General features: G+C 72.7%; 12 protein-coding genes, 1 tRNA gene and 1 other RNA gene. 6 read left to right on the top strand and 8 right to left on the bottom strand.

Translation table 11 applies throughout. The annotated features are described in order from the left end of the window. Nucleotide 1: 1 nt before the first annotated feature. Entirely contained in the window at nt 2–853 is an 852-nt protein-coding gene (locus tag K5S26_RS12310; protein WP_221858582.1) for a helix-turn-helix domain-containing protein, read from the bottom strand. Nucleotides 854–1,036: 183 nt separating this feature from the next. Between K5S26_RS12310 and K5S26_RS12305 the strand changes: the two genes are divergently transcribed. After that, nucleotides 1,037–1,750, top strand: a complete 714-nt coding sequence (locus K5S26_RS12305; protein ID WP_221858580.1) for an NUDIX hydrolase — start codon at nt 1,037–1,039, stop codon at nt 1,748–1,750. A 37-nt stretch (nt 1,751–1,787) separates the two neighbouring features. Here the strand turns inward: K5S26_RS12305 and K5S26_RS12300 are convergent, their stop codons facing one another. From K5S26_RS12300 to aceA, 3 genes are all read right to left on the bottom strand, one after another. Beyond that, entirely contained in the window at nt 1,788–2,957 is a 1,170-nt protein-coding gene (locus K5S26_RS12300) for an RtcB family protein (RefSeq protein ID WP_221858578.1), read from the bottom strand. Nucleotides 2,958–3,294: 337 nt separating this feature from the next. Next, nucleotides 3,295–4,986 carry a malate synthase A gene (gene aceB / locus K5S26_RS12295; protein ID WP_221858576.1) on the bottom strand — a complete coding sequence of 564 codons (1,692 nt, stop codon included), beginning with the start codon at nt 4,984–4,986 and terminating at the stop codon, nt 3,295–3,297. Nucleotides 4,987–5,032: 46 nt separating this feature from the next. Further along, the gene (aceA, locus tag K5S26_RS12290; RefSeq protein WP_221858575.1) at nt 5,033–6,346 is read right to left on the bottom strand and encodes an isocitrate lyase; all 1,314 of its coding nucleotides are present in this window, start codon (nt 6,344–6,346) and stop codon (nt 5,033–5,035) included. A 154-nt stretch (nt 6,347–6,500) separates the two neighbouring features. On the opposite strand from aceA, the gene K5S26_RS12285 reads away from it, so the two are divergent. Both K5S26_RS12285 and K5S26_RS12280 read left to right on the top strand, forming a co-directional pair. Continuing rightward, a complete protein-coding gene (locus tag K5S26_RS12285; RefSeq protein WP_246603965.1) occupies nt 6,501–7,949 on the top strand; it encodes a helix-turn-helix transcriptional regulator in 1,449 nt (482 codons plus the stop codon). 43 nt (nt 7,950–7,992) lie between these two features. Further along, nucleotides 7,993–8,081: transfer RNA gene (locus tag K5S26_RS12280), tRNA-Ser, on the top strand. 67 nt (nt 8,082–8,148) lie between these two features. On the opposite strand, the gene K5S26_RS12275 is transcribed toward K5S26_RS12280, so the two are convergent. Genes K5S26_RS12275 through K5S26_RS12265 form a run of 3 tightly spaced genes read right to left on the bottom strand, consistent with a single transcriptional unit; the run spans nt 8,149 to nt 12,740 of the window. Then, the gene (locus K5S26_RS12275; protein WP_221858571.1) at nt 8,149–10,476 is read right to left on the bottom strand and encodes a transglutaminase TgpA family protein; all 2,328 of its coding nucleotides are present in this window, start codon (nt 10,474–10,476) and stop codon (nt 8,149–8,151) included. After that, on the bottom strand, nt 10,463–11,740 hold the full coding sequence (locus K5S26_RS12270) for a DUF58 domain-containing protein (RefSeq protein ID WP_221858561.1): 1,278 nt from the start codon (nt 11,738–11,740) through the stop codon (nt 10,463–10,465). Before K5S26_RS12270 ends, K5S26_RS12275 begins: the two co-directional genes overlap by 14 nt. A gap of 7 nt (nt 11,741–11,747) precedes the next feature. After that, nucleotides 11,748–12,740, bottom strand: a complete 993-nt coding sequence (locus K5S26_RS12265; RefSeq protein WP_221858559.1) for an AAA family ATPase — start codon at nt 12,738–12,740, stop codon at nt 11,748–11,750. Nucleotides 12,741–12,875: 135 nt separating this feature from the next. On the opposite strand from K5S26_RS12265, the gene ffs reads away from it, so the two are divergent. Further along, an RNA gene (ffs, locus tag K5S26_RS12260) (signal recognition particle sRNA small type) lies at nt 12,876–12,972 on the top strand. Between the two features lie 12 nt (nt 12,973–12,984). Here ffs and K5S26_RS12255 read toward each other — a convergent pair. Beyond that, nucleotides 12,985–13,992, bottom strand: a complete 1,008-nt coding sequence (locus K5S26_RS12255) for an AsnC family transcriptional regulator (RefSeq protein WP_221858551.1) — start codon at nt 13,990–13,992, stop codon at nt 12,985–12,987. Between the two features lie 107 nt (nt 13,993–14,099). On the opposite strand from K5S26_RS12255, the gene K5S26_RS12250 reads away from it, so the two are divergent. Together K5S26_RS12250 and K5S26_RS12245 are read left to right on the top strand one after the other, a co-directional pair. Further along, nucleotides 14,100–15,647, top strand: coding sequence for an AbgT family transporter (locus K5S26_RS12250; RefSeq protein ID WP_221858550.1), 1,548 nt, complete (start codon nt 14,100–14,102; stop codon nt 15,645–15,647). Continuing rightward, nucleotides 15,644–16,903 carry an amidohydrolase gene (locus K5S26_RS12245; RefSeq protein WP_221858548.1) on the top strand — a complete coding sequence of 420 codons (1,260 nt, stop codon included), beginning with the start codon at nt 15,644–15,646 and terminating at the stop codon, nt 16,901–16,903. The genes K5S26_RS12250 and K5S26_RS12245 overlap by 4 nt, the downstream gene beginning before the upstream one ends. The last annotated feature ends 69 nt before the right edge of the window (nt 16,904–16,972 follow it).

Here is a 16,972-nt window from a genome sequence, read left to right as displayed (position 1 = left end):
TTCACCCGGCGGAGGCGCGTCCGTGCGGCAGGAAGTCTCGCGGGCGCTGTTTCAGCACCCGATGGAACGTCGCCGTGAAGGCGCTGTTCGTCGCGTATCCCACCCGGCGGGCGACGGCCCCGACGGGCGTCCCCTCGCCGAGCAGCTGCACGGCGCGCGCCAGCCGCGCACGGGTGCGCCACTGGCTGAACGTGAGCCCCGTCTCGACGCGGAACGCGCGCGCGATCGTGCGGGCGCTCTGCGAGGTGATCCGCGCCCACTGCTCGATCGACCGGTCGTCGGCGGGGTCCTGCACGATCATGCGCGCGATGCGCGCGATCCGGGGGTCTCGCGGCAGCGGCAGCTCGATGGTGGGGCGCTCGTGGGCGGTCATCAGCTCGAGGCAGACGCGCTGCGCTCGCAGCCGCTGGTCGCGGGGCATGGGGGACTCGGACAGATGCAGCAGGAGCTCGCGGGTGGCGGCGTTCACGACCACGGACGTCACCTGCCCGGGATGGTCGCGTCCTGCGACGGCGGACGGCTCGACGTACGTGGCGGTCAGCGGCGTGGTCAGGGCCCGGCTGGCGGTGTGCGGCACCCCGGCCGGGATCCAGACGCCCCGTCCGACGGAGAGCGACCACTGCACGCCCTCGACGTCGACGGTGGCGGACGAGCGCTCCGGCCAGATCACCACGTGCTCGGAGTGGGTGTGCGGCTGCTCGCGGCATCCGATGTGGTCGGCGAGATAGCTCAGCCGCAGGAAGTGGGTCGTGAGCAGGTAGCCGGCCGGGATGATCCGTAGGCCCGGGGCGTCCGAGCCCTCCGGCTCGCGCACGTCCGGCTCGGGTGGGCGTCTGGCGCTGCGCCGGGACATCGGGTGCTCTCCTCCACGGGACGGGCCGGGACGGGACGGGGCGGGGATCTTGGGCAGGCCCGCCGCCGGCGAGGGGCTGTCCGATTCCCGACAACACGCGGACGCCAGCGTAGCCGCATCGAGGCCGCTCCCGGCCGCCCCGCGGTGTCCGCGGGCGGGTAGCGTCGTCCGGGGGAGGGACGGATGACGGATCGGGCCGGGGGAGCCGCCGAGCGGGCGGCGGGCGCGCGAGCCCAGCTCGCGGCGGTCGTCGGCGCCGACGCGTCCGCGTGGCTGGCAGGCATGCCGTGGGCGGCCTCGTCGAGGCCCGCGGCCGTCCTCATGCTCTTCGGCGTGCTCGACGGCACGCCGAGCGAACGGGCGGCGCACGACGCCGCGGTCTCCCGCGACCTCGACGTGCTGCTGCTCTCGCGCGCCGCGACCCTCCGCTCGCACCCGGGCGAGGTGGCGTTCCCCGGCGGGCGCGTGGACGCGGACGACTCCGACGCGGTCGCCGCGGCGCTGCGCGAGGCGCGGGAGGAGACCGGCCTCGACCCGTCGGGGATCGACGTGCTCGGCACCCTGCCGGCAGTGCCCCTCGCGTTCTCGCGCCACCTGGTCACCCCGGTGCTCGGATGGTGGCGGGATCCGTCGCCCGTGCGCGTCGTGGACGAGGGCGAGTCGGCCGCGGTCTTCCGGATCCCGGTCGCCGACCTGCTCGATCCCGCGCGTCGCGGCGTGACCGTCATCCGTCGCGACGGCCGCGAGTGGCGTGGGCCCGCGTTCACGGTGGACGACGGCGGCCCGCGTCTCGTCTGGGGGTTCACGGCGATGCTGCTCGACGCCCTGTTCGACCTGCTCGGCTGGACGGAGTCGTGGGATCGCGAGCGCGTCGTGCCGTTGGCGCCGCCGAGATGAGCACAGGCCCGCACCCCGGTGGGATGCGGGCCTGCCGTCAGTCGCCCTTTACGTTGACCAGCTGGCTGAGCGTGTGACGCACGGACACGAGGTCTGCGGCGTCGGCCATCACCTGGTCGATCGGCTTGTAGGCCGCGGGGATCTCGTCGAGGAACGCGTCGGTGTCGCGGAACTCGATGCCCGCCATGGCCTCGCGCAGCTGCTCGTGGGTGAACAGCCTCCGCGCCGCCGAGCGGGAGTGCTCGCGGCCGGCGCCGTGAGGGGACGAGTTCAGCGAGAGCGCGTTGCCGAGGCCCTCGACCACGTACGACGCCGTGCCCATGGACCCGGGGATCAGCCCGGGCCGGCCGGCGTCGGCCTGGATCGCGCCCTTCCGCGACACCCACACCTCCTTGCCGAAGTGCCTCTCCTTCTCCGTGAAGTTGTGGTGGCAGTTGATGCGCTCGCCCTCCACGACCTGGTCGTCCAGGAACTCGGAGAGCTGGCGGGCGACGCGGTCCATCATCTCCTCGCGGTTCAGCAGCGCGAAGCGCTGGGCCCAGCGCAGCTCGCGGATGTACCGGGTGAACTCGGGAGTGCCCTCGACGAGGTACGCGAGGTCGGGGTGCGGCAGGTCGATCCACCACTGCTTCGCGAGCCGCTGCGCGACGGCGATGTGGTGCGTGGCGATCCTGTTGCCCACTCCCCGCGAGCCGGAGTGCAGGAACATCCACACCGCATCGGTCTCGTCGACCGACACCTCGACGAAGTGGTTGCCGGAACCCAGCGAGCCCAGCTGGAGACGCCACCGGCCCGCATAGCGGGCGGGGTCGAACCCGGCATCCTCGGCGAGCTGCTCGAGCTCGGCGACCCGGGGCTCCGCGGTCGCGACGACCTTGCGGTTGTCGCGCCCCGCCGACAGCGGGATCGCCCGCTCGATGGCCTCCCGCAGCGGGGCGAGGTCGCGCCCGGCGAGGTCCGCTCGGGTGAACTGGGTGCGCACGGCGATCATGCCGCAGCCGATGTCGACCCCCACCGCTGCGGGCATGATCGCGCCGAGCGTGGGGATCACCGACCCGACCGTCGCGCCCTTGCCCAGGTGGGCGTCGGGCATGAGCGCCAGATGCGGATGGATGAACGGCATCTGCGACGAGACGCGCGCCTGATCGAGCGTGGGCTCGTCCAGGAGCGACGCCCACGACAGCAGGTGCTTCGAGAGCCTCTCCATGATTCCTTTCCTTCGTGGGAGAGCGGCGGGCGGATCCGAGGTGCTCACGCCGTGCTCGCGCACAGAGGAAACGCCCCGGACCTGTTCGGTGCGGGGCGCGGAGAAGCGGGATGCTGCTACACGGCCGGCGCCGGAGGGAACGACTCGTTGCGGCTCTGGGGCTGCTCGCCCAGAACCGAGGTGTGAAGGCGCTTAGCGTTCACGGGTCGTCCTCTCGGCCTGCCTGATGGTCCGTGCCGACGGCACGGACCTGCAAACCTAGCGGCGACACGCCCGGGATGTCAAAGAGCGAGGGCGCCCCGCCGGGTAGACGGGGCGCACTCGCTCTCGGGCTCCGTCAGGCGGTCTCGACGAGGTATGCGGCGTAGGCGCGCGGGGTGAGGAACGGCCGGAAGCCCTCGCTCAGCGACACGTCGCGGAACACCTCGGCCGCGTCGTCGAAGCGGTCGCCGTCGTGTCGGTCCACCTCGCCCAGCACGCGGTCGACCAGCTCCGACACGTACTCGCGCGTGATCTCGGTGCCCTCCTCGGTCACCTGCTCCTGGCGGATCCACTGCCAGATCTGCGAGCGGGAGATCTCCGCCGTCGCCACGTCCTCCATGAGCCCGTCGATCGCCACGGCGCCCTGGCCGCGCAGCCACGCCTCGATGTAGCGCAGCGCGACCGACACGTCGGCGTGAACGCCCGAGTCGGTGATCGGGCGGCCGATCCAGAGGTTCAGCAGGTGACGCTCGTAGACCTTCACGTCGTCGCGCTGCCGGTCGACCTGGTTCGGCCGTTCGCCCAGCACGGCGTCGAACTCGGCCTGCGCCACCGGGATCAGGTCGGGGTGCGCCACCCAGGTGCCGTCGAAGCCGTCGGCCGCCTCGCGGCGCTTGTCGGCGGCGACCTGCTCGAGCGCGCGAGCGTTCTGCTCGGCGTCGCGCCGGCTGGGGATGAAGGCGCTCATCCCGCCGATCGCGTGCGCTCCGCGCTTGTGGCACGTCTTCACGAGCAGCTCGGTGTACGAGCGCATGAAGTCGACGGTCATCGTCACCTGGTTGCGGTCGGGCAGGACGAACCGCGATCCACGCCCGCGGTACGTCTTGATGATCGAGAAGATGTAGTCCCAGCGACCCGCGTTGAGCCCCGCGCAGTGATCGCGCAGCTCGTACAGGATCTCCTCCATCTCGAACGCCGCCGGCAGCGTCTCGATCAGCACCGTCGCGCGGATCGTGCCGTGCGGGATGCCGAGGTAGTGCTCCGTGAACGAGAACACCTGATCCCACAGCCGCGCCTCTTCGCTCGACTCGAGCTTCGGCAGGTAGAAGTACGGGCCCCGGCCCCGAGCGATCAGCTCGGCGGCGTTGTGGAACGCGTAGAGGCCGAAGTCCACGAGCGACCCCGACGCGGCCATGGTGCGCTTGTGCTGGTCGGTGAAGTGCAGGTGGTGCTCCTCGAGGTGCCAGCCGCGGGGCCGCATCACGATGGTCGGCGTGCGCTCCGCGGTGACCTCGTAGCGCTTGCCCTCGGGGCTCGTGTAGGTCAGGCGCTCGCGGATCGCGTCGTGGAGCGACAGCTGCCCGCCGATGACGTTGCGCCACGTCGGGCTGGTCGCGTCCTCCTGGTCGGCCAGCCACACGCGGGCCCCCGAGTTGAGGGCGTTGATCGTCATGCGCGGGTCGGTCGGCCCGGTGATCTCGACGCGACGGTCCTCGAGGCCCGGGCCGGGGCCTGCGACCCGCCAGGACGCGTCGTCGCGGATCCGGGCGGTGTCCTCCCGGAAGCGCGGGTTGCGGCCGTTGCCGATCTCGTAGCCGTGCCGCATCCGATCGGCGAGGCGGTCGTATCGCGCCCCCGCGAACAGCTGGTGCAGCTGGGCGACGAAGGCGAGCGCCTCGCCGGTGAGGATCTCCTCGAAGCGGTCGTGCAGCGGGCCCACGACGGTGAGGGTGGGGACGATCCGCTCGGGTTCCGGCGTCTCGGCGGACGGCCGTGCGGCGGCGGTGCGGATCGCGGTGGGCGGGGGAGCGGTGTCGGTGATGGTCATGATCTCTCTCCAGACGTCGAAAGCGGAAGGCTGAGCCGGTCGGGCGTCAGTGGAACTGCGCGGTCTCGGTGGAGCCCGCGAGCGCGAGGGTGGCGCTGTCGGGGTTGAGCGCGGTCGACACGTGGTCGAAGTAGCCGGTGCCGACCTCGCGCTGATGCCTGGTCGCGGTGTAGCCGTCGGCCTCGGCCGCGAACTCCGCGTCCTGCAGCTCGACGTAGGCGGTCATGCCGCCCGACGCGTAGCCGCGGGCCAGCTGGTACATCGAGTGGTTGAGCGCGTGGAAGCCGGCCAGGGTGATGAACTGGAACCGGTAGCCGAGCTCGGCGAGGTCGTCCTGGAACGACGCGATCTGCGAGTCGCTGAGCGCGCGGTGCCAGTTGAAGCTCGGCGAGCAGTTGTAGGCGAGCATCTTGCCGGGGAACTCGGCGTGGACCGCGTCGGCGAACTCGCGCGCCAGCTCGATGTCGGGCGTGCCGGTCTCGACCCACAGGAGGTCCGCGTACGGCGCGTAGGCGAGGCCTCGGGAGATCACGGGCTCGATGCCGTTTCGGACGCGGTAGAAGCCCTCGCTCGTGCGCTCGCCCTGCACGAAGGCGCGGTCGCGCTCGTCGACGTCGCTCGTGAGCAGGTCGGCCGCGAGCGCATCGGTGCGGGCGATCTGGATCGTCGGCACCCCCGCGACGTCCGCCGCGAGCCGGGCCGCGTTCAGCGTGCGGATGTGCTGCTGCGTCGGGACCAGAACCTTGCCGCCGAGGTGGCCGCACTTCTTCTCGCTGGCGAGCTGGTCCTCCCAGTGGATGCCCGCGGCGCCCGCCTGGATCATCGAGTGGGCGAGCTCGTAGGCGTTGAGCGGGCCGCCGAAGCCCGCCTCGGCGTCGGCGACGATGGGCGCGAGCCAGTCGCGCGTGCGGTCGCCCTCGGCGTGCTCGAGCTGATCCTGGCGCAGCAGTGCGTTGTTGATGCGGCGCACGACGGCCGGCACGGAGTTGGCGGGGTACAGCGACTGGTCGGGGTACGTCTGACCCGACAGGTTCGCGTCCGCCGCGACCTGCCACCCGGACAGGTAGATGGCCTGCAGCCCGGCGCGCACCTGCTGCACCGCCTGGTTGCCGGTGAGGGCGCCGAGGGCGCGGACGTAGTGGTCGTCCGAGCCGAGGCGCTCCCACAGCGTCTCGGCGCCGCGGCGGGCGAGTGTCGCCTCCTCGCGGACCGAGCCGCGCAGGCGGATGACGTCCTCGGCCGTGTAGTCGCGGCGGACGCCGTTCCAGCGCGGGTCGGCGCTCCACTCCAGGCGGAGGTCGTCGGCCGTCTGCACCTGGTCGCCGGCGCGGCGGGTGGTCTGCTCGTTCGGGATGCTCATCGTCGTGCTCCTCGGTCTTCTGTCCCGGATCCTGCGGCCGGGGCTCCGGCTGATGAGTCCACGATGGGCGAAGGATCGATGATCTGAACCGGGTTTCCCGAGAGAATTTCGTCTGATCTTCTGCTGAACGGATGTCTGTGGCATGATCGCCGGCATGCAGTCCGACGAAGAACTGGATGAGGCCGACGCGCTGGCGATCGGCCGGCGGATCCGCCGCCTGCGTGCGGAGCGCGGCCTGACGCTCGAGGCGCTCGCGGCGGAGGTGGGGCGCGCGCCGAGCCAGATGTCGATGATCGAGAACGGCCGCCGCGAGCCGCGACTGTCCATGCTGCGGACGATCGCCAAGGCGCTCGGCACGTCGATGGACGCCCTGCTGCAGGCCGAGCCGCTCGACGAGCGCGACGAGCTCGAGATCGCGGTCGAGCGCGCCCTGCGGGGCGGGCGCCTGCAGGCCCTCGGCATCCAGCCGTTCCGCATCCCGAAGTCCACCCCGGACGACGTGCTGCGGACGATCCTGCGCCTGTCCGGAGAGATCGAGCGGCTGCACGACGAGCGATCCGCGACGCCCGAGCAGGCGCGCCGGGCGAACGTGGAGCTGAGGCGCCTGATGCGGCGGCAGGACAACCACTTCCCGGAGCTCGAGGAGGCCGCCCAGGACCTGCTGCGCGCCGTCGGGCACCCGGGCGGGCCCCTGACGCAGCGCGCGACGAGCGACATCGCCTCTCACCTGGGCTTCACGATCCACCACGTCTCCGACCTGCCGCAGACCACCCGCAGCGTGCTGGACCTCGCGCACGGCCGTGTCTATCTCGCCGGCCATCACCGCGGCGATCCGCGCAGCGCGGTGCTGCAGGCGCTCACGGCGAGGGTGCTCGGGCACGCCGAGCCGACCGACTACGCCGAGTTCCTGCGTCAGCGCGTCGAGCAGAACTACCTCGCCGGCGCGCTGCTCATGCCGGAGGCGCACGCGGTGGCGGCGCTGCGCGACGCCAAGGCGCGCAAGGCCATCTCGATCGAGGACCTGCGCGACACGTACTCGGTCTCGTACGAGACGGCGGCGCATCGGTTCACGAACCTCGCCACACGGCACCTCGGCATCCGCGTGCACTTCCTCAAGGTGCACGAGTCGGGCACCATCACCAAGGCCTACGAGAACGACGACGTGAACTTCCCCGCCGACCGGCTCGGCGCGATCGAGGGGCAGATGTGCTGCCGGCGCTGGACGAGCCGGGTGGTGTTCACGATGGACGACCGCTTCAACCCGTACTACCAGTACACGGACACCGGCAACGGGACCTACTGGTGCACGGCGCGCGTGGAGAACTCCGGCCAGGGGGCGCACTCGGTCAGCGTCGGCGTGCGGTTCGAGGACACCAAGTGGTTCGTGGGGCGCGACACCCCGCATCGCGGGGTCTCGCGCCACTCGGTGGAGGTCTGCTGCCGCCGGCCGCCGGCCGAGCTGGAGGAAGCCTGGCGGGACGGCGCGTGGCCGCATGCGGCGACGCCGCGCACCCTCCTGGCGACGTTGCCGTCGGGGGCCTTCCCGGGCGTCGACACCACCGAGGTGTACGAGTTCCTCGACAAGCACGCGCCCCGCGGCTGACGCGGGCGGATCACCCCAGGGGCGCGTGATAAAGTCGCCCTTTGGAAGCGTGTCCGAGCGGCCGAAGGAGCATGGCTGGAATCCATGTAGGCGGGGTAACTCGTCTCGCAGGTTCAAATCCTGTCGCTTCCGCTCACATGAAGCCCCGCACCGGTCCGGTGCGGGGCTTCATCGCTTCACGCGAGGCCGGGGCGAGCGCTCAGTGGCCCTGCACGCGGGGGCGGACGACGAGGGACCTCGGCAGCAGCGACGCGCGCAGACGGGCCCGACCGGCGGGCAGCAGCGCCGCGCGGACGCGGGCCAGGGCCCGTGCCAGCTCGGCTCCGGCCGTGACGTCTGCGCGCCCTGCGGGAGCGAAGCTCGCGTGCTCGATACCCGACACCAGCGGCGCCAGCGCGGCGGACGGCACGCCGCGGTCCCGGGCCAGACGCTCGGCGAGCACGCGCGGGGAGTCGCTCTCGTCGACCGTCAGACCCGCGTCGATGGCGATGTCCTGGAGCTCGCGCCACGCCGCGCCGGCATCGCCGCGCCGGGCGGCGGTCAGCCGCATCGCGTGCCGCACGGCGCGGACGGTCGCGGGCAGCGCCAGCAGCACGATCGCCGCCAGCGCGATCCCGATGCCCCGGAGCAGGGCGGCCGGATCGAACGCCGTCGCCGCGCCGTCGGGGTTGTCGATGTCGCCACGGTCGACCTCGGGCGCCGCGCTCTGCGACGGCGTCGGGGCGGCCGACGCCTGAGCGTCCGGCTCGTCGGGATCTGTGCCGGGCGCCGCCTCCGAGCGCAGCGAGGTCGGCGTGCCGAGGCTCACGGTCGGCTCGAACGGGATCCAGCCGATGCCGTCGAGATGCACCTCGGGCCAGGCGTGCAGCTGGGAGCCGAGCACCGAGTAGACGCTCTGGTCGTCGACCGTCTCCCCGGTCGACTGTCCCGGCAGGTAGCCCACGACGACGCGCGCCGGGATGCCGAGGGTGCGGGCCATCACCGCGAAGGTCGAGGCGTAGTGCACGCAGTAGCCGCTGCGGACGTCGAGGAAGCGGAGGATCGCGTCCAGGCCCGATCCGTCGAAGCCCTCGTCCACGGGAGCCTCGAGCGAGTACTCGAATCCGCCGTCGGAGCGGAACCAGCGCTGCAGGGCCACCATCGCGTCGTAGGCGTTGTCCGTCCCGGCGGTCACCTCCTGCGCGAGGGTGCGGATCGAGCCGCCGGCCTCCGTGGGCAGGGAGAGGGTCTCGGCCGACAGCTCGGGGCCGCTCAGCTCGTCGCCCCAGAAGTCGCCCCCCGCCGAGTCCGGCGCCCGCGGCACGGACGCCTGCGCCTGCTCGAGCGTGGGCTGCGGGACGAGGGAGCGGACCCGGTACGACTGGCCGAGCGAGGTGGTGGTCTCGCTCGACACGGTGCGGTTGTAGGCATCCGTGCCCCACGAGCCCACGACGCCGGTCACCTCGACGGCGGGATACGGCACCGGCAGGTAGCCGCTCGACAGCTGGGTCACGTCGATCGACACGGTGCGCTCCTCGACCTCCGCGGAGGTCGCCACCTCGTCGAACTCGAGACGCCCCGGCTCGGCGTCGTCGGGCAGCCACGTGCCCCCGTCGAACTCGGTCAGCGTCGCGACCCGCAGGTACGGGGCGCCGCCGGTGTCGACACGGAGCTGGAGCACCTCCACATCGGCCGGCCGTCGCAGGTCCTCGCCCAGATCGAGGGTGGCGGAGATCGTCGAGGTCCTGCCCACGCCGCCGCCGGTGGGCGAGGACAGCGGCACGGCAGGAGCGAAGACCACCGCGGCGACGACCGAGCCGACGCCGAGCAGGACCGCCCAGATCGACGCGACCGGTCCGGACTCCATCGCCGGCCGACGCGATCGGATCTCGATGCGGACGAGCCAGAGGATCGCCGCGGCCAGCAGGATCGCGGGCATCAGATCGTCGTCCCCGGGCACCGCCAGCTGGGGGATCGCGAACACCGCGATGAGGGCGATCGCCGCCAGCAGCGGCAGCCGCGTCGAGCGGACGATGTGCCCGACGCAGAACGCGAGCAGGCCGGCGGCGGCGATCAGCACGAACGCCAGCCCTGCGCTCGGGCGCATCGGCGCGACTCCCACGAGCAGCTCCGCGCCCACGTCGGCGAGCGTGTCCGGGAGGTCGCGCACGACGTCGACGGTCGGAACGATGCCGGCGAACGCGTCGGGATGGCCGTACGCGACGGTCGCGCAGAAGATCCACATGAGCAGCTCGCCCGCCGCCGACAGCACCCCGGGCAGGCCCACGCGGCGCAACGCGTACCCCGTGAGCAGCACGAGCGCCACGGTGAGGATCGCGCCCGGAAGCCACTCGGGCTCGATCAGCCTGCCGATCGGCAGCACGGCGGCTATGGTCGCGACGGCCACGCCCGCCGTGAGCCCGAGGTCGCCCGCCGCCCCGTGCCCGGCACGTCGCCGCGCCGTGGGCTCCTCGGGGCGTCGCGGGGGACCGGGCGGACGCGCGCTCCCGCGCGGGGTCCGCTCGGCGACGGCCTCAGCGACCGGCATGCGCGGAGGCCTCCTGAGGGCGGGTGGCGTTCAGCCACGACGACTCGACATCGGCCTGCAGGCGCGCCGCATGCCAGCCCGCGCGCGAGGCGCGGTCCAGTGCGTCGTCGAGGGGGTCCGCGCTCAGCAGGACCGCCCGCGAGGCCTGCGCGGCGACCGGGGCGAGAGCCGCGACGTCCTCGGGGGAGACACGTCCCGCCACCACGACGACCGGCGCCGAGGCCCAGTTGCCGATGTGCGCCGACAGGCTCGCGAGCGCATCCTCGCCGCGCGCGCCGACCGATGCGAACGCGACGAGCATGTCCTGCACGTCATCGTGCGACCGGACGGTCGAGATCGGCGCGCCGGCGCTGTCGATGACCTGCACCGAGTAGCCGTCGCGGGCGAGGCTCCAGGCGGCCGACGCGCACAGCGTCACCGCCGCCTCGAACCCCGGGTCCTCGCCGCGCAGCACTCCCTCGCCCCACCGCTCGGCGCCGCGGTCGAACACGACGATCGCCTGCGGGGTGGTCTCGCGCTCCTCCTCGCGCACCATGAAGGATCCGTGATGCGCCGACGCCCGCCAGTGGATGCGGCGCATCGAGTCGCCGGGCGCGTAGGGACGCGGGATCAGGTTGTCCGCGCCCTGGCCGTGTCGGTCGGTGGTCGACTGCGACCCGCCGGTCGCGCCCGGGGCCCCGGGCAGGGCCCGCAGGGGCACCACGGCGGGCACGATCGTCACCGCCGTGCGATCGCCCGCCACCGTGCGACGGCGGGCGAGCCCGAACGGGTCGATCGCGACCGTCTCGAGACGACCGAGCGAGTGTCGTCCGCGCCGCATGCCGACAACGGCATACGACACCTCCAGGGTGCCGCCCCCTCCCGGCGGCAGCTCGCCCACCGCCCCGTCGGGCGAGGCCTCGGTGGCCACCGCGCGGAGCGCGTCCGGCAGAGCGTCGCTCCAGGTCCCGCCCGGCACCGGCCGGGTCGAGAGCACGAGCCGGGCACGGACGTGCGAGACGCCGCCGACGCTCGCCACATCGGTGGAGAGCGAGCGGTCGACGTCGGTGACGCGGCCCGCCAGGCGAAGGCTCGCCCAGGCGGCCGCGACGAGGACCAGCAGCGTCAGGCCGAAGACGACCAGCTCGATCCGGCCCAAGGCGTTCGCCGCGACCAGCAGCGCGACGCCGAGGGCCGTGGCGGCGAGCCCTCGCAACGTGACGGGCGAGCCGCCGAGCGCCGCCGTCGCGGAGCCCCGCGAGGAGAGGCGGGACGGGCCGGCCATGGCGGACTCAGCGCACCGCGAGCGGCACGCGCACCGACGCCGCGATCTGGCCGAGGATCTGCGTCACCGGATCACCCGCGGCCGAGCCGCGCTCCGACGGCCGACGAGTGCCCGTCGCGCTGCGGGACGGGATGAGGCGGTGGGCGAACACCGGCTCCAGCAGGTCGGTGACGTCGTCGGGGATGACGAAGCCGCGTCCGTCGAGCGCCGCCCACACCTTGGCGGCGCGCACCAGCTGCAGGGTGGCGCGGGGGCTGGCGCCCAGACGCAGATCGGGGTGGGAACGCGTGGCCTGCGCGAGCGCGACGGCGTACTCCTCGATCGCCGGAGCGACGTGCACCGACCGGGCGAAGGCGATCAGCGCCGTCACCTCGTCGACCGTCACGACCGGCCGCACCGCCGCGAGCGGGTTGTCGGTGTCGCGCTGGCGCAGCATCAGCGCCTCGGCCTGCGCGTCCGGGTAGCCCATCGAGATCCGCAGCATGAACCGGTCGCGCTGCGCCTCGGGGAGCGGGTAGGTGCCCTCCATCTCCAGAGGGTTCTGCGTGGCGACGACGAGGAACGGGTCGGGAAGGTGGTGCGACGTGCCGTCGACCGTGACCTGGCGCTCCTCCATCGCCTCCAGCAGGGCCGACTGCGTCTTGGGCGACGAACGGTTGATCTCGTCCGCGATCACGATGTTCGCGAACACCGCACCGGGGGTGAACGCGAACTCGCGGGAGGCCGGGTTGAACACCGACACGCCCGTCACGTCGCTCGGCAGCAGATCGGGCGTGAACTGGATCCGCCGCACGCGCGCCCGGATGGATGCCGCCACCGCCCGTGCCAGCACCGTCTTGCCGACGCCCGGGACGTCCTCGATCAGCAGATGGCCCTCGGCCAGCAGCGCGACCAGCGCGCTGCGCACGGCCTGCGGCTTTCCGTCGATGACGGAGCTGACCGACCGGATGATCCCGTCGGTCGCCCGCTGGAAGCTCTCCGCGGTGATCGGCTCGGCCATCTCTCTCCTCGATGTCGGCGCGACTGCCGGGCTGCTCCGGAGCGCATCGCGGGTCCTGCGTACATCTTGCCCCCTCGCGCGGACGCGGGGGCCTGCCGTGGCGCCACGGGTGCCGCGCGGCTGGGTTAGAGTGGAGTCAGCTCTCCGCGTGGCGACATCCAGGCCAACTCCCCCAGGACGGAAACGTAGCAAGGGTAACCAGGCTCTGTCGGGTACGCGGAGAGTCTTTTCATGCCCGGGGAGCTCAGCCGGGCTCGGGCGCCCACGGCACATGACCGACGTGATGCTGGTCGTCGTCGAAGACGTGCCCCATCCGCTTGCTGTAGTGCAGCAGGATGCTGCGATCGGTGACGTGCACGTCGTGGCCGCGCACGATCTGCGCCTCGACGTCCGGCGCCTCGGAGAGGGAGCGCAGCCACACCACGGTGTAGAGGTTGGCGCTGCCGCCCGCGAGCGCCGCGCAGACCCGCGCGAGCGGCAGGCGGCTGATCCTCAGGGCCGTCTCGTGCAGCTGAGCGGCCGGCACCACCATCCACAGCACGAGCCAGTGCGGCCAGTGCGGCTGATCGAGCCGCACGTCGACGCGCTGCACGATCAGCTCCTCGCGCACGCCGCGCTGCACGAGTCGTCGCGCATGCGCCTCGCTGGTGCCGAGGGCGCGGGCGAGGTCGGCGCTCGGCGCGCGTCCGTCGCGCTCGAGCACCGCCACAGCGGCGGCGACGGCGGCGGGCGACAGGGATCCGCCGGGGCGCCGGCCCTCGTCCGTGCGTGCGCCCCCGGAGGAGCCCGCGCGCCAGTGCGAGCCGTCGCGGAAGACGCGCGTCATCAGCATGGTGCGCACCCTGGCGACGCCCTCGTGGGCCGCCAGCACCCCCTGCGCGAGGCGGCGCAGCCCCCTCATATCGTCGACGAACACGGTCAGCAGAAGATCGTGGTCGCCGGTGATGGCGGCGACCGTCATGACCTCCGGCAGGCGCACCATGTCTCGCGCGGTCGCGTCGGCATGACCGGCCCGGCACTGCACGGCGATGAGCGCCGTGACCACGCCCGACGCCCAGCCGGGGTGGCTCGTGATCCAGGCGGCGTCCGCGTCGACGAGGCGCTGCCAACGGCGGCGAGCGGTGGGAGCGCTGACGCCGACGGCGGCGCCGATCCGAGCCCACGCCGCGCGGGGGTCGTCCTGCATCGCGTCGATCAGCGCGAGGTCCGATTCGGACAGCCGCACGTCCGTGAAACGGTCTCCTTCATCCATATCGGACATTCTGTCGCGGATATTCGACTGTTTCGATCCCTGTAACCGAGCGCGAGGTGCGGATCTGCACACTGGTGGGCACCCCACCGAACCGAAACGGAGCATCCATGCCTCGCCTCGACACCACGGAGCTCACGCTCGCCGACGCGCGCGGCGTGAGCGGCCGGATCCTGCAGGGGATCGAGAGGGTCGGCAACCGCCTGCCGCACCCGTTCTACCTGTTCCTCATCCTCGCCGGGCTCGTGGCGCTGGCCTCGGCCGTCGCCGCGGGGCTCGGCGCGACCACGCTCGATCCCGCGACCGGAGAGCCGGCGCCGGTCCAGAGCGTCCTCTCGCCCGAGGGCCTGGTCTACGCCGTCACCAGCGCCATCGAGAACTTCGTCTCGTTCCCGCCCTTCGGGCTCATCATCACCGTGATGCTGGGCATCGGCGTGGCCGAGCGGGTCGGCCTGCTCGGCGCCTTCATGCGGGGAGCGGTGCTCTCCGCGCCCCGATGGTCGGTGACGTTCGTCGTCGTCTTCGTGAGCCTCATGGGCAACCTCGCGTCCGACTCGGCGATGGTCATCCTCCCGCCCCTCGCCGCCGCCGCGTTCCTCGCGGCCGGCCGGCACCCGCTGGCCGGCTTCATCACGTCCTATGCCGCCGTCGTGGCGGGCTTCAGCGCGAACGTGGTGCCGGCGGGCACCGACGTGCTGATGTCGGGCATCACGACGAGCGCGGCCCAGATCGTCGATCCGGACGCCGAGGTGTCTGTGCTCGCGAACTACTTCTTCTTCGCGACGTCCACGGTCATCCTCGCGGTCGTGATCACGTTCGTCTGCCAGCGCTTCCTCGAGCCGCGCCTGGGCCCGTACACCGGACCTCGCGACGACGCCGACGTGCAGCGCATCGACGCCGCGCAGCGCCGGGGCCTCCTCGTCGCGGGCATCGCCATCGCGGCGTACATCGCGCTCGTGGCGCTGGCCGTGCTGTGGCCGGGATCGGCGCTCCAGGGCGAGGGCGGGCAGATCCTGCGCTCGCCGTTCATGTCGAGCATCCCCGTCTTCATCCTGCTGTTCTTCCTCGTCGGCGGCGTCTCGTACGGCATCGCGGCCCGCACGCTGACCCGGTGGGGCCAGGTGCCGCAGATGATGACGGAGACCGTGAAGGAGCTCGTGCCGTTCGTCGTCGTGATCTTCACCGCGGCGCAGGCCATCGCCTGGTTCAGCTGGTCGCGGCTCGGCCTGCTGCTGGCCACGAGCGGGGCCGACCTCATGGAGCAGACCGGACTCGGCGGCATCTGGGGCCTGATGCTCTTCAGCCTCTTCGTCTTCCTGCCCGCGCTGCTGCTTGCGAGCGGCTCGGCGCTGTGGACCCTGCTCGCCCCGATCTTCGTGCCGATGTTCATGCTCAATGGCGTCGACCCCGCGTACGTGCAGGCCGCGTTCCGCATCACCGACTCCGCCTCGAACCCGCTGGTGCCGATGAACCCCATGCTGCCGGTCGTGCTCGGGCTCATGCAGAAATGGGCGCCCAAGGGCGGTCTCGGCACGCTGTTCAGCCTCGTCATGCCGTTCACCTTCGTCATCTGGGCGGTCTGGCTGCTGCAGCTGCTGGTGTGGGGGCTTCTCGGACTGCCGATCGGGCCGGGGCACGGGCTGATGATCGACGGATGAGCGCCGTGCGGACGGGACAGGAACACACGACAGGAGAGAACACCATGCACACCTCGGAGAACGCGACCGCGAACGCCGTCGAGCACATCGTCGACGAGCTGGCCGCCCTGCTGGGGCCGTCGCTGCCGCAGCTCGTGGACGTCGCCGCCGACCTGCACGCCCACCCCGAGATCCGGTTCACGGAGGTGCACGCCGCCGAGCGACTGACCGCCGAGCTGGAAGCGGCGGGCTTCGCCGTGACGCGGGGCTTCGCGGGGCTGGAGACCGCGTTCGTGGGGCGCTGGTCGACGCCGGACGCGGAAGACAGCACCCCGACGATCGCGGTGTTCTGCGAGTACGACGCGCTCGAGGGCATCGGGCACGCCTGCGGGCACAACGTGATCGCCGCGGCGGGGCTCGGGGCGGGCCTGCTGCTGAAGGCGGCGCTGGAGGCCGCCCCCGGCACGCCCGCGCGGATCGTCGTGATCGGGAGCCCCGGTGAGGAGGGAGCGGCGGGGAAGGTGCCCATGATCGACGCCGGGGTGCTGGACGGCATCGACCTCGCGATCATGGTGCACCCGTCGGCGCACAACTCCGTCGACGGCACGACGCTGTCGCGGGTCGCGCTCGACGTCGAGTTCACGGGCCGGGCGAGCCACGCGGCCGCGAGCCCCGAGCTCGGGGTCAACGCGCTGGACGCCGCGACCCTCTCGCTCACCGCGATCGGCCTGCTGCGGCAGCAGCTGACGGACGACGTGCGGGTGCACGCGATCGTGACCGACGGCGGCCAGGCGCCCAACATCATCCCCGAGCACGCCGCGCTGCGCGTGTTCGTGCGCGCCGGCGACCGTGGCCGCCTGCTCGACGACGTCGTGCCGCGCGTCCGGGCGTGCTTCGAGGGCGCCGCGCTCGCGACCGGGACGCAGGTGCTGATCGAGGAGCGGACGCCCCCTTACTTCTCGCTGAAGTCGAACCCGGTGCTGGCGGACCTCGCCCGGGTCGCCTACGAACGGCTCGGACGCGAGGTCGAGACGGCCCCCATCACCGGCTCCACCGACATGGGGAACGTCAGTCACGTGGTGCCGTCCATCCACCCGATGGTGCGCCTCATCCCGGACGGCGTGCCGCACACCCGCGAGTTCGCCGCCGCGGCCGGCGGTCCCGAGGCCGAGCCGGCGATCGCCGACGGCGCGGTCATGCTCGCTGCGACGGCGCTCGCCGTGTTCCGAGAGCCGGCCCTCGCCGAGCAGGCCCGACGGGCGTTCGCCGCGGGGTGACCGGCGGCCTCGGCGATCCGGCGGCTCGGGTGCACGGCGCGACGTCGCCGCCGGGCCGCCTGTCGTCGA

The organism is Microbacterium marinilacus, from assembly GCF_019753765.1.
Classification (GTDB): Bacteria; Actinomycetota; Actinomycetes; order Actinomycetales; family Microbacteriaceae; genus Microbacterium; species Microbacterium marinilacus.
The sequence above is the reverse complement of the archived record's forward strand: the minus strand, read 5'-3'. Positions and strand labels throughout refer to the sequence as shown.

What these genes read in the sequence shown, in the direction of transcription:
- aceA (WP_221858575.1), bottom strand. Translation starts at nt 6,346, where the DNA reads ATGAGCATCCCGAACGAGCAGACCACCCGCCGCGCCGGCGACCAGGTG.
- K5S26_RS12255 (WP_221858551.1), bottom strand. Translation starts at nt 13,992, where the DNA reads ATGGATGAAGGAGACCGTTTCACGGACGTGCGGCTGTCCGAATCGGAC.
- K5S26_RS12250 (WP_221858550.1), top strand. Translation starts at nt 14,100, where the DNA reads ATGCCTCGCCTCGACACCACGGAGCTCACGCTCGCCGACGCGCGCGGC.
- K5S26_RS12275 (WP_221858571.1), bottom strand. Translation starts at nt 10,476, where the DNA reads ATGCCGGTCGCTGAGGCCGTCGCCGAGCGGACCCCGCGCGGGAGCGCG.
- aceB (WP_221858576.1), bottom strand. Translation starts at nt 4,986, where the DNA reads ATGACCATCACCGACACCGCTCCCCCGCCCACCGCGATCCGCACCGCC.
- K5S26_RS12310 (WP_221858582.1), bottom strand. Translation starts at nt 853, where the DNA reads ATGTCCCGGCGCAGCGCCAGACGCCCACCCGAGCCGGACGTGCGCGAG.
- K5S26_RS12270 (WP_221858561.1), bottom strand. Translation starts at nt 11,740, where the DNA reads ATGGCCGGCCCGTCCCGCCTCTCCTCGCGGGGCTCCGCGACGGCGGCG.
- K5S26_RS12245 (WP_221858548.1), top strand. Translation starts at nt 15,644, where the DNA reads ATGAGCGCCGTGCGGACGGGACAGGAACACACGACAGGAGAGAACACC.
- K5S26_RS12300 (WP_221858578.1), bottom strand. Translation starts at nt 2,957, where the DNA reads ATGGAGAGGCTCTCGAAGCACCTGCTGTCGTGGGCGTCGCTCCTGGAC.
- K5S26_RS12285 (WP_246603965.1), top strand. Translation starts at nt 6,501, where the DNA reads ATGCAGTCCGACGAAGAACTGGATGAGGCCGACGCGCTGGCGATCGGC.
- K5S26_RS12265 (WP_221858559.1), bottom strand. Translation starts at nt 12,740, where the DNA reads ATGGCCGAGCCGATCACCGCGGAGAGCTTCCAGCGGGCGACCGACGGG.
- K5S26_RS12305 (WP_221858580.1), top strand. Translation starts at nt 1,037, where the DNA reads ATGACGGATCGGGCCGGGGGAGCCGCCGAGCGGGCGGCGGGCGCGCGA.